General features: G+C 59.8%; 9 protein-coding genes and 1 tRNA gene. 5 read left to right on the top strand and 5 right to left on the bottom strand.

The window, feature by feature from the left end; translation table 11 throughout:
- The first annotated feature begins 27 nt into the window (after nt 1-27).
- The 4 genes from ACFOOP_RS11705 (at nt 28) to ACFOOP_RS11690 (ending at nt 3,084) form a co-directional block, all read left to right on the top strand.
- Entirely contained in the window at nt 28-552 is a 525-nt protein-coding gene (locus ACFOOP_RS11705) for a rhodanese-like domain-containing protein (RefSeq protein ID WP_379881137.1), read from the top strand.
- A gap of 101 nt (nt 553-653) precedes the next feature.
- On the top strand, nt 654-923 hold the full coding sequence (locus ACFOOP_RS11700) for a MoaD/ThiS family protein (RefSeq protein ID WP_379881136.1): 270 nt from the start codon (nt 654-656) through the stop codon (nt 921-923).
- 17 nt (nt 924-940) lie between these two features.
- A complete protein-coding gene (locus ACFOOP_RS11695; protein ID WP_379881135.1) occupies nt 941-2,020 on the top strand; it encodes a WD40/YVTN/BNR-like repeat-containing protein in 1,080 nt (359 codons plus the stop codon).
- Nucleotides 2,021-2,097: 77 nt separating this feature from the next.
- Nucleotides 2,098-3,084: a class I SAM-dependent DNA methyltransferase gene (locus ACFOOP_RS11690; protein WP_379881134.1), complete on the top strand. Its 987-nt coding sequence runs from the start codon at nt 2,098-2,100 to the stop codon at nt 3,082-3,084.
- Here ACFOOP_RS11690 and ACFOOP_RS11685 read toward each other — a convergent pair.
- From ACFOOP_RS11685 to ACFOOP_RS11665, 5 genes are all read right to left on the bottom strand, one after another.
- Nucleotides 3,081-6,002 (bottom strand): valine--tRNA ligase, encoded by a 2,922-nt coding sequence (locus tag ACFOOP_RS11685; protein ID WP_379881133.1) that lies wholly within the window; start codon nt 6,000-6,002, stop codon nt 3,081-3,083. The two genes, ACFOOP_RS11690 and ACFOOP_RS11685, sit on opposite strands and share 4 nt — an antisense overlap.
- Nucleotides 6,003-6,080: 78 nt before the next feature.
- The gene (locus ACFOOP_RS11680; protein ID WP_379881132.1) at nt 6,081-8,159 is read right to left on the bottom strand and encodes a prolyl oligopeptidase family serine peptidase; all 2,079 of its coding nucleotides are present in this window, start codon (nt 8,157-8,159) and stop codon (nt 6,081-6,083) included.
- Nucleotides 8,160-8,284: 125 nt separating this feature from the next.
- Nucleotides 8,285-8,842 (bottom strand): DUF2497 domain-containing protein, encoded by a 558-nt coding sequence (locus ACFOOP_RS11675; protein WP_379881131.1) that lies wholly within the window; start codon nt 8,840-8,842, stop codon nt 8,285-8,287.
- Nucleotides 8,843-8,955: 113 nt separating this feature from the next.
- Nucleotides 8,956-10,287 (bottom strand): TolC family outer membrane protein, encoded by a 1,332-nt coding sequence (locus ACFOOP_RS11670; RefSeq protein WP_379881130.1) that lies wholly within the window; start codon nt 10,285-10,287, stop codon nt 8,956-8,958.
- Between the two features lie 113 nt (nt 10,288-10,400).
- A complete protein-coding gene (locus ACFOOP_RS11665; protein WP_379881129.1) occupies nt 10,401-11,054 on the bottom strand; it encodes a protein-L-isoaspartate O-methyltransferase family protein in 654 nt (217 codons plus the stop codon).
- 190 nt (nt 11,055-11,244) lie between these two features.
- Between ACFOOP_RS11665 and ACFOOP_RS11660 the strand changes: the two genes are divergently transcribed.
- A tRNA-Cys gene (locus ACFOOP_RS11660) sits at nt 11,245-11,318 on the top strand.
- The last annotated feature ends 210 nt before the right edge of the window (nt 11,319-11,528 follow it).

Below are 11,528 nucleotides of genomic sequence, written 5' to 3'. Positions count from 1 at the left end.
ATGCTCCTCCGACTTGGGAGGAGAAGCATGATGAAATCAACCCTGTCGCCAGTTTTGGCATTTATCTTCGTCACAGGAATTTTAGCATCCTGCGCCGCCGACCCGCAGACAAGACAAACCACCAATCCCAATATCGATTATCCGGGCTTCGCTTCGCTCGTCAGCGAGGTCGATGACTATCGCGCCAGACGCCTGATCGATCTCGATACGTTTCTCACCTATGCGAGCGACGATGACACGATCATTCTCGACACACGCTCAGCGGACGCCTTTGCACGCGGCCATCTGGAAGGCGCGGTCAATCTTCCCTTTTCAGATTTTACGCAGGAAAAGCTCGACAAGGCGCTGGGCGAGAAATCGCGGCGCATCCTGATTTACTGCAACAATAATTTTGAGAATGACGCCGAACCGGTGCCGCTGAAACGCGTGGAGCTGGCGCTCAACATCCCGACCTTCATCAATCTCTACGGCTACGGATACCAGAATATCTACGAGCTTGAGGACGTGTTGTCCGTTGCTGATCAGCGTATCCGGTTCGTCAGCAGCCTCTAGGCCCGTCCTTATCGGCAGCGCCCCGTTGACAACGCTGTTCTTCGACGTAAAAATAACTTAGGCTATTGCCTAACTATTGGATTACGGCCTGAGGAGCGCAAATGGCGCAGGTTTCCTTTACGGACAACCTTCAAAAACATCTGCCCTGCCCTCCGCAGGCGGCGCCAGGCGCCACCGTGCGCGCCGTTATGGAGGCCGTCTTCGCAGAGAACGCGCCCTTGCGGCGTTACGTACTCGACGATCAGGACCGCCTTCGAAAACACGTCAACATCTTCATCAACGATGTTGCGATTTCTGATCGCATAAAACTTAGCGACCCGGTCGCAGAGCATGATCGCGTCTTTGTCTTCCAGGCTTTGTCCGGCGGGTAATTTTCGGGGAGAAATATATGGCTGACGTTTTTTATGTCGCAAGCCGCAAGGGGCTTTTCACCTACCGGCGCAACGGCGCGGACTGGAATACTGGCGCGCCGGACTTTCTCGGCGAACCCGTTAGCGCCGTTTTAAGGGACAAGCGCGACAGCGCCGTCTACGCGGCGCTCAATCTCGGACATTTCGGTTGCAAGCTGCACCGCTCCGACGATGACGGCGGCAGCTGGAAAGAGCTTACGCCGCCAGCCTTTGCTAAAGCGGAAGACGGCGATGAAAATGCGCCTTCGGTCAATCTTATCTGGGCGCTTGAAACCGGCGGCGATGACGAACCCGGCGTGATCTGGGCCGGCGTCAATCCCGGCGCGCTTTTCAAAAGCGAAGACCGCGGCGAGAGCTGGACGCTGATTGAAAGCCTGTGGAACCGCGAAGAACGCGAGGGCTGGTTCGGCGGCGGCTATGACAAGCCGGGCATTCACTCGGTTCTGGTCGACCCGCGCGACTCGAAAAAACTGACGCTGGGCATTTCCTGCGGCGGGGTCTGGAAGTCGGACGATGGCGGAGCAAACTGGCGACTTACTGGCGACGGCCTGCGCTCCGATTACATGCCGCCGGATCAATCGCAGGATCTGAACACGCAAGATCCCCACCGCCTCGCATCATGCGCGAGCGACCCGGACACCATCTGGTGCCAGCATCACAACGGGATCTTTCTCTCCCGCGATGGCGGCGAGACCTTTAGTGAGTTCAAGGACGTCAAACCCGCCGTGTTCGGTTTTGCGGTCGCGGTTCATCCGAACGATCCCGATACGGCCTGGCTGGTTCCGGGGGTGAAAGACGAGTTTCGTGTGCCGGTGGACGCAAAACTCGTGGTCAACAAAACGACGGATGGCGGCAAAAGCTTTACGCCGCAATCGAATGGCCTGCCCGAACCGAGCTTCGATCTTGTCTATCGCCACGCCCTCGATGTGGACGAGACCGGCGAGCGCCTCGTTATGGGGTCGACCACCGGCAATCTCTGGGCGAGCGACGACGGCGGGACGAACTGGCGGCAGTTGAGCGCGCACCTGCCGCCGATCGCACAGGTTGCTTTCGGCTAAGCCCCCTCTTTTTTTCCCTCTTGATTTTCGCTTCGGCCAGAGGCAAATCGCGCCAGATTTTGCGTCCCGGAGTTTTTATGCGTCGCGTCATGCGGTCCTCTGGCGATCTGATCGCCGACCGCCGTTATCAGTACGGCCTCGACCTCGCCAGCGAGGGCGACGCTGCCGCGGCCGCCGATTTATTTGAACAGGCGCTGGAGCGCGCGCCCGGTTGGGCGGACGCCTGGTTTTCCCTCGGCCGCGCCCGCCGCGAGGCGTACGATCCCGCCGGCGCAGCAACGGCGTTTCGCGAAGCCTTGCGCTGCGACCCCACTGACATTCTGGGCGCAAGCCTGGAGCTTTCCCGGCTCGACGCGAGCGTCGATGTCGACGCCGCCCCCATCGCCTATGTGAAGGGTCTGTTCAATTCCTATGCGGAGGATTTCGACGAGGCGCTTGTGGAGCGCCTTGGCTATGCGACGCCGCAAAAGCTCAGCGCCATGGTCGCGGAGATGGGCGGCGTCACGCCGCTTCACTTCCCCCGCGTCCTCGATCTTGGTTGCGGCACCGGCCTTTCAGGCGAGGCTTTCGTCGCCAGCGCCGGTTGGCTCGAAGGCGTCGATGTCGCCGACGCCATGATCTCAGCAGCGAAAGACAAGGGCGTTTACGATGCGCTTTCCTGTTCCGACATCATGTCGTTTCTCGCCGCGAGCGAACATAAATACGATCTCGTCATCGCCGCCGACGTCTTCATCTATTTCGGCGATCTGTCTCATCTGTTCGCCGCCGCGTCGGCGAAACTCGCGCCCGGCGGGCTTTTCGCCTTCTCCGTCGAGCGGTCAGAGACAATAGATGTGGCTTTGCGCGACTCCCTTCGCTTTGCGCATTCGGCAGGCTATGTCGCCGCCACGCTCACCGCCGCCGGCTTTGAACTCGCGAATATGGAAGAAGCAATCTTGCGCAAGGACCGCGGCGCCGATGTCGACGGCCTCCTCGTCGTCGCAAGAAAACCCGTCCCGGCGACGCAAGGCGTGACGCAGGAGGCGCAGTCCGATCAGACCATCGCCTTCAGCAAGCTGAATTAAAGATCGGCCAGACGCGCCAGCGCCGCATCGAGTTTTTCAAGCTGTTCAACGAAATTGGCGCGGCGGGTGTGTTGTTCTTCCACAACTTCCTTTGGCGCCTTGTCGACGAAATTCTTGTTGGCGAGTTTCTTGTCGATCCCGGCGACTTCTTTTTCGGTCTTGTCTTTTTCTTTGACAAGCCGCGCCTTCTCCGCCGCAATGTCGATGAAATCTGCTACAGGGAGCGCCGCCACGGCGCCGGCATGCACAACCTGCACCGCGCCTTTTGGCGCAGCGTCGGCGGTTGAAATCTCCGACAGGCGCGCAAGGCGTTTCAGGGTAACATCATTTTCTTCAAGGCGCTTTTTGTCGTTATCGCTACCGCCAATAAAGACGAGTGGAATCTTTGCTGCAGCAGGTACATTCATCTCCTGACGGACCGAACGAATTTTTGTAATTAGATCTATGACCCAATTAGTCGTTTCAACCGCAGGTGCAAAACCACTTGCGACTGCCTCTCCAATTCCAGCTTCCACAGTAACAGGAATGATTGGCCATGGCGTAACAATCAGGGGCTGCTCACGCTCAGAAATGGCACCCCACAACTCTTCAGTTATGTACGGCATGAATGGATGGAGCAGGACTAAAATGCGGTCAAGAGCCCAAGCGGTAGCCGCGCGGGTTTCGCTTTTCGCCGCTTCGTCCTCGCCCATGAGAATAGGTTTCGCGAGTTCTAGGTGCCAATCGCAGAAAATGTTCCAAATGAATTTGTAGACCGCGCCTGCGGCGTCGTTAAAACGATAAGCCTCAATCTCGCGGGTCACCTCCGCCGCGCACTGGTTCGCCTCGTGGACGATCCATTTGTTCAGCGTCAGCGTCGCCTTGGCCGGATCGAAACTTGGGTCCGGCTTGCACTCATTCATCTCCGCAAAGCGCGCCGCGTTCCAGAGCTTTGTCGAAAAGTTGCGATAGCCTTCGACACGAGGTTCCGAAATGCGGACATTGCGTCCCTGCGCCGCTTGCGCCGCCAGTGTAAAGCGCAAGGCGTCGGCGCCGAACTGGTCGATCAGCTCCAGCGGATCAACGCCATTGCCTTTTGACTTCGACATTTTCTGACCGTTCTCGTCAACGACGAGACCGTGAATGTAAACCTCCGGGAACGGCACTTCTTTCTGGGTGTAGAGCCCCAGCATCATCATCCGCGCGACCCAGAAAAAGATGATGTCAAACGCCGTGACGAGCACAGACGTCGGATAGTGCTTTTTCAGTTCCGGCGTTTCTTCCGGCCAACCAAGCGTTGAGAACGGCCACAGACCCGACGAGAACCAGGTGTCGAGAACGTCTTCGTCCTGATAAAGAAGCGCATAGTCCTCTTTATCAACAAAATCACAAGCCAACGCTTCTTCTTTCGTAGCGATACGCCAGCTACCGGGCGCGGCTTGCTCTGCTAACGACAATGCCTTTTCTTCGCTTTCAGCGACAATAAGTCGATCATCCGGCCCATACCACGCCGGTATCCGGTGCCCCCACCAGAGCTGGCGTGAGACGCACCACGGCTCGATATTGTTCATCCACTGATAATAGGTCTTGGACCAGTTTTCGGGGACGAATTTGGTGTCGCCCTTTTGCACCGCCTCGATGGCGGGTTTGGCGAGCGTTTTCGCATCCACATACCACTGGTCGGTGATCATCGGTTCGATGACGACGCCGGAGCGGTCGCCGAAAGGCTGCATGATCTTTTTGTCTTCGATCTGGATCATCAGGCCTTCGGCGTCGATATCGGCGATGACGCGCTTTCGCGCCTCGAAACGGTCGAGCCCGCGATATTCATCCGGCACCAGGTTGATGCCGTCGACATAGGACGTATCGGGCGTTCCGCCCTTCTCAACCAGCGCTTTCGCCTTCGCCGCTTCTTCCGCGTATGGCGCGCCGTCATCACGCATGGCGCCCTTCATATCCATCAGGCGATACATCGGAATGTCGCCGCGTTTCGCGACCTGATAGTCATTGAAGTCGTGGGCGCCGGTGATCTTCACCGCGCCGGAACCAAAGTCCGGGTCCGGATAATCGTCTGTGATGATCGGAATGAGGCGGCGATGTTCTTTCGGCCCTACGGGAATTTCGCAGAGCTTGCCGACGATAGGCGCATAGCGCTCGTCCGACGGATGCACCGCCACCGCGCCGTCGCCGAGCATCGTTTCGGGCCGCGTCGTCGCAATGGAAATGTAATCGCGGGTTTCGCGCAGCGTGACGTTTCCGTCCTCGTCTTTCTCCACATATTCATAAGTGGCGCCGCCGGCGAGCGGATATTTGAAATGCCACATATGGCCGTCGACTTCGCGGTTCTCCACTTCGAGATCGGAAATCGCGGTTTCGAATTTCGGGTCCCAGTTGACGAGCCGCTTGTCGCGATAGATCAGCCCTTCATTGTAAAGATCGACGAAGACCTTCATCACGGCCTTGACCATCTGGTCATCAGCGGAGCCGTCCTCACCCATGGTGAAACGTTCGCGCGACCAGTCACACGAAGCGCCGAGGCGCTTTAGCTGGTTGATGATGGTGCCGCCGCTCTCATGGCGCCATTTCCAGACTTTCTCGACAAACGCTTCGCGGCCGATTTCGGTGCGCCGGGGCTCCTGATGCTCCATCATCTGGCGCTCGACCACCATCTGCGTCGCGATGCCCGCATGGTCGGTGCCCGGTTGCCACAAGACCGACTTGCCGCGCATCCGTTCGAAACGGCAGAGAATGTCCTGCAGCGTGTTGTTGAGCGCATGGCCCATATGCAGGGAGCCCGTCACATTCGGCGGCGGAATGACGATGGTGTAGGGCTCGCCCTCACCCGCTGGCTTGAAGGCGCCAGCGCTCTCCCACGCTTCATAAAGGCGGGCTTCGGCGGCTTTGAAATCGAAATTCTTGTCTAACTGTTTATCGGACATTGGGGGGGGGTCATTCTGCGGCTGCGAAGGCCCGGTTTATCCGCCGCCGGGCCAATGCTCAACCGCTTTGACCGTCAATCACTTGCCCGGAGGCTCTAACCCGGTGTGGGCGGCGATAAACGCCCACATATCAGCATATTCCTCGATGATTTTGTCCGTGGGCTTGCCCGCCCCATGGCCCGCCCGGGTCTCGATCCGGATGAGATGGGGCCGGTCCCCGATATCGGCCGACTGAAGGGCTGCGGCGTATTTGAAGCTATGGCCCGGCACGACGCGGTCGTCGGTGTCCGCCGTCGTGACCATGATCGCCGGATAGTCCTCGCCATCGCGCACATTATGGTAGGGCGAATAGGCGTAAAGATTCCTGAAATCCGCCTCCTTGGCCGGATCGCCATAGTCGTCGACCCAGAACCGCCCCGCCGTGAACTGGTTGAAGCGCAGCATGTCCATGACGCCCACCGCGGGCAGACCCGCCGCGAACAAATCCGGGCGCTGGTTGATGACCGCGCCGACCAACAGCCCGCCATTGGACCCGCCTTGTATCGCGAGCTTATCCTTTGTGGTGATCCCTTCAGCAATCAGATATTCGCCCGCCGCGATGAAATCGTCGAAGACATTCTGTTTGTGCAACAGCCGCCCGGCGTCATGCCATTCCTTGCCGTATTCGCCGCCGCCGCGAATATTGGCGAGCGCAAAGACGCCGCCCATCTCCATCCACTGAAGCCGCGTCACGGAAAACGCCGGCGTCACCGAGACACTGAACCCGCCATAGGCGTAGAGCAGCGTCGGGGCGCCTTGCGACAGATCCAGCCCCTTTTTGTGTGCGATGAACATCGGGATTTTTGTTCCGTCCTTCGACGGATAAAAAACCTGGCGCACGTCGAAATCTTGCGGGTCGAACGGCGCCTTCGCTTCGCGGAAGATGGATTGTTCGCCGGTCGCGATGTCGAGGCGATAGGTCGTCGGCGGCTGGTTGAAACTTTCGAAGCTGAAAAAGGTTTCCGTGTCGTCCGGCTCGCCGCCAAAACCGCCGGCTGAGCCGACGCCCGGCAACGTCACCGCGCCAAGCGGCGATCCATCGAGTGCAAACATCCGCACCGCCGATTTCACATCTTCCATATAATGCGCGAATACTCGGCCCCCGACGACATTGACGCCGGACAGAACATGCGCGCTTTCGGGGAGAATCTCCTCCCAGGCGGCGCCGGGATCAGTCACCCGGGTCGCGACCAACTTGCCTTTCGGCGCATTTTCATCAGTAAAGAAAAAATGGCGGCCCGCCGCCGTCGCGATATAGCTGTAATCGTGCTTAAAGCCGGAAACGATTTCCAGGGGTTCGGCCGCGAAATGTTGAAGGTCGATCAGCACCACTTCATAGCGGCTGTCGGTTCCCTTCCACACGGTGACGACCAGCGTCTTGCCGTCGCTTGAAACACTCGCGCTGAAGCCGTGTTCCGGATGTTCAGGGCGCGCATAGATGAGCCTGTCATGCTCCGGCGCATCGCCGGTTTTGTGAAAATACACCGCCTGATCGAGATTGAGACTCTGGAACGCTTCGCCTTCTTCCGGTTCGGGATAACGCGAATAGTAAAAGCCGGAACCGTCCTTCGCCCAGGAGACGCCGGAAAATTTCACCCAGTCGATTTTGTCTTCGAGAACATTCCCGCTCGATGCGTCAACGATGCGGATCGTCATCCAGTCGGAACCGCCTTCCTGCACCTGATAGGCGACCAGCGATCCGTCCAGCGACGGATGATAGGTCGACAGCGCCGTGGCGCCGTCCTCGGACCAGCCATTCGGATCAAGGAGAATGCGCGGACGAGCGTCGCTGTCCTGAACATGAAGGACATATTGATTCTGGAGTCCGTCATTGCGGCGATAGAAAATCCGCTCGCCTTTTTTGACGGGGAGAAGAAATTTTTCGTAATCCCACAGCGTCTTCAGGCGCGCCTTGATGGCGCCGCGACCCGGCAAGGTCTTCAGATAGGCGAAGGTCGTTTCATTTTCCGCCGCGACCCAGTCCGCCACCGCCTTGTCCTCGCGCACATCCGCCTCGAGCCAGCGATAGGGATCGGCGACGCTTACGCCGAAAAATTCGTCCGTCTGGTCGACGGTTCTGGTCTCGGGATAGGTCAATTCTGATTTTGGCTGTTTCATGGCTCCGGTTTCCCGCATCGGCTCGCTTGACGCAAAAGAAAAAGCCGGCCCCATTTTTTCTTCGGGGAGCCGGCTTTCGCAAATTCGATGGGGGCGGCCTCAGCCGCCCATCCTTACCCGTCCGCTTAACCGCGGCGGCGGCGCGCGACGCGCTGAACCTCTTCCTCGACCTTTTCCTCAACAATCCCCGGCAGGTTGGCGTCGAGCCAGTCCTTGACCATGGGTTTGAGCATCTCGGTCACGATGTCCTCCAGCGTCCGCCCCGGCCCTTCGGAAATCCGGACGGACTGGGACAGGTTCTGAAAGGCTTGCGAGGCCGCAGCCGCCGCAGACCGGTCGAGAATGTCTTCTTCGGTGTCATGTTGCATCGGAGCCGCCGTTTTTTCTCTAACCATTTCAATGTCGTCAGTCTTGAACCGGTCGTCCGCGCCAAAGCCTCTGGCTTGCCCGGCTGGAGCAGGCGCGGGCGCTGATGGCGGCCGGGCCGCCTCAGGCGTCAGGGTCAGCTCGGGCGCCGCCGGCTCGGCTGGTTTGGGCGCGGCCGGCGCTTGTGGAGCGGGCGCAGGGTCGGGAGCGGCCTTTACGGCCGCCGGCGCTGCCTGATCTTCCTCATCCTCGGAGATAATCCGGCGGATCGAGGCGAGAATCTCTTCCATACTGGGTTCTGGTTGGGCGTTTTCCATGTGACCTAGGGTCCTCTGACGGGGTCAATTCGTCGGAATTGGGCGAGCAAAGCCCTTCACGTGTGGTTTTCAGGCGCTTCGCGCCAGTTATCAAGGCCTAGCTTACGCGAAGCCTAATCCTCGTAAAGCGTTCCTGCGGCTTCGGATAGCGCCTCTTGCGATACGCCCGCCGCCTCAGGGGTTAACATCCCGATCGCCGCCAATAGCGAGAACGCCGCTGTCTGTGCGTCGCGCTGCGCGCTCACCAGCGTCACTTGCGCATTAAGGGCTTCCAGTTCGGCGTTAAGCACATCAAGCGTCGTTCGCGTGCCAACCTGTGCTTCCTGGCGGACGCCTTCAAGGGCAAGCGTGTTGGCTTCTACTGACGCCGTCGCCGAACGGACAATTGCACGCGCTGTGACAAGACGCTCCCAAGCGGCGACAGTCTGCGCCTCGACCTGACGCGCGGCGGCCGTGGCGCGGGAGCGGTCGCTGTCATGCAGGGCCTTCGCCTCGCGCACGCGGGAGAAATTCAGGCCGCCAAGAAAAATCGGCACCGACGCGCGCGCGCCGAACGAGAACTCTTCACTGTTCTCGACGAAAAAGCTTGGTTCTTCCGCATACTGATAACCAGCGGTCAGCGCTACTGACGGCAAGAAAGCGCCGCGCGCAATGTTGACCTGACGGCGGGAAACTTCGGCCTGTTCGCGGGCGGCAATATTGGCGGGGGCGTATTGGTCGGCGATGACAAGCGCGGCCTCAAGCGTCTCCGGCAATTCCGGCAGCGTCTCGACAGGCTCAAGATCGCCCGGCGACTGGCCCACAAGCTCCGCATATTGGGCGCGTGCAATCGCGAGCTGGCCTTGCGACGAAGACAGCCGCGCGCGCGCTTCAGCGAGGCGCGCGTCAGCCTGCGACACATCAGTGCGGGTGATCTCGCCCACATCGAAACGCGCCTTCGCCATGTCTTGCTGACGCAGCAACACAGACACATTGTTTGTATTCAGATTAAATACGGCCATGTTGCGCTGAACATTGAAATAGGCGCCGGCGACCTCAAGCAGCACCTGCTGTTCTGCGGCGGCGAGTTGCGCGCCGCCGGCGCGCACACGGGCGCCCGCCTGTTTGATGGCGTTGTAATTTCGAAATCCGGTGAAGATCGGCTGTTCGGCGTTGACGGCGCCAATAATCGTATCGAGTTTTTCGTCAGACGAACCCAGAGTGGAGGTCTGAGAGACATCGACCTTGTTGTAGGAGCCGCTCGCCGTCACCTGCGGCAAGGCGCCAGCCCAGGCTTGCGCTTTCGACTCGCGGATCGCACGCAGCCTTGCGCGTTCGGCGCGAATATTCGGATTGGTCTGATAAGCGATCGCCAGCGCATCATTGAGGGTTTCGCCATATGCCGGCGCATTCACCCCTGCGCCAAGCGCCGCCAAGACGGCAAAAAGAGAAACTGAAACCCGCACAACCAAAAACTCCCTGACGACCGCCGGACGCAAACGATGACGCCACATCAAGTATCTGCGCCCGCACTGCCTGTCTTCAAGGGGATTCAACAGCTTGCCGCGTGAATATCCCGTTAAAAGACGAAGGATTTCGCCGCAGCGAAACCAGGCAGCACGGTCTTCGCCATGGCGTCGAATTTCTCTGTGGCGGCGAAGGCGTCGCCGCTGCGCCGATAGACGACACCGCGGGAAACGCCGCCGCGGCGCTCGATCGTGGCCAGACGGCCGCGGTCCTTGAGCTGCGCCAACAGCGTGTCCGGCCGAATCTCGATAACGCCATCAATCAAGATAAGGTCGAACGGGCCCTGCCCCGGCGCGCCTTTCGCGCTGTCGCCGGTGATCACGGCGGCGTTGGCGACATCAAGCTTGGTGATGTTTTCCTGAGCCGCCGCCGCCAGCGCCTCATCGCTCTCGACCGCGACCACCATGTCCACCAGACCGGCGAGCACAGCCGTCGAATAGCCGGTGCCAGCCACCGCATCGAGGCAGAGATCGCCGGGACGCGGATCAGCCGCAGCGACGAGCTTGGCGAAATCCCGCGCAGTCAGCATGGAACGACCCGGCGCGTAAGGGAGTTCGCGCTCCACATATGCCTGCTCGCGCAAGGCCGATGGCAGAAACATCTCCCGCGGTATGGTTTCGAGCGCTGTCTGCAACCGCAAATCGGTGACGTCATTGGTGCGCACCTGACTGTCCACCATCCGCCGCCGCGCCGTCTTGAAGTCCATCTTTAAGCCCCTTGTGGCCGGTTCTTTCTTCCCGGGGCATACATCCGGCCGCGTCCGGTTGCAACGCATTGGCCAACGCGGCGCGACAGGCCAAACCGGCGCCGCGCATTTCGCCTTTGACCGCACCCCCGCCCCGCGCTATGAGGACGGCCCTTCGGAGCCGCCCCACACCACAGGGCGGTTGTTTTTCGGCCACGTGGCGGAGTGGTGACGCAGCGGCCTGCAAAGCCGTGTACGCCGGTTCGATTCCGGCCGTGGCCTCCACTACTCCGGCTACTTCGGAGTGGGATTTCCGGGGCTGCGCGACGAATTCCGTAAGAAACATCTATTACATTGATATGCTTCAAGTTTTTTCCGGGCGGCCGCCCTGGCGGTGACGCCGAGCGCGGACCGATGCGCGCGCCCTGGAAACCTGAGCTGAAAAACGAGCCCGCCATTCCATCCGGCCGCGTGAAAAAGATTGGCGAGTGTGAG

Origin of the sequence: Hyphococcus aureus, assembly GCF_042643165.1 — a bacterium.
Taxonomy (GTDB): Bacteria; Pseudomonadota; Alphaproteobacteria; order Caulobacterales; family Parvularculaceae; genus Hyphococcus; species Hyphococcus aureus.
The sequence above is the reverse complement of the archived record's forward strand: the minus strand, read 5'-3'. Positions and strand labels throughout refer to the sequence as shown.

What these genes read in the sequence shown, in the direction of transcription:
- ACFOOP_RS11705 (WP_379881137.1), top strand. Translation starts at nt 28, where the DNA reads ATGATGAAATCAACCCTGTCGCCAGTTTTGGCATTTATCTTCGTCACA.
- ACFOOP_RS11695 (WP_379881135.1), top strand. Translation starts at nt 941, where the DNA reads ATGGCTGACGTTTTTTATGTCGCAAGCCGCAAGGGGCTTTTCACCTAC.
- ACFOOP_RS11700 (WP_379881136.1), top strand. Translation starts at nt 654, where the DNA reads ATGGCGCAGGTTTCCTTTACGGACAACCTTCAAAAACATCTGCCCTGC.
- ACFOOP_RS11685 (WP_379881133.1), bottom strand. Translation starts at nt 6,002, where the DNA reads ATGTCCGATAAACAGTTAGACAAGAATTTCGATTTCAAAGCCGCCGAA.
- ACFOOP_RS11690 (WP_379881134.1), top strand. Translation starts at nt 2,098, where the DNA reads ATGCGTCGCGTCATGCGGTCCTCTGGCGATCTGATCGCCGACCGCCGT.
- ACFOOP_RS11665 (WP_379881129.1), bottom strand. Translation starts at nt 11,054, where the DNA reads ATGGACTTCAAGACGGCGCGGCGGCGGATGGTGGACAGTCAGGTGCGC.
- ACFOOP_RS11675 (WP_379881131.1), bottom strand. Translation starts at nt 8,842, where the DNA reads ATGGAAAACGCCCAACCAGAACCCAGTATGGAAGAGATTCTCGCCTCG.
- ACFOOP_RS11680 (WP_379881132.1), bottom strand. Translation starts at nt 8,159, where the DNA reads ATGAAACAGCCAAAATCAGAATTGACCTATCCCGAGACCAGAACCGTC.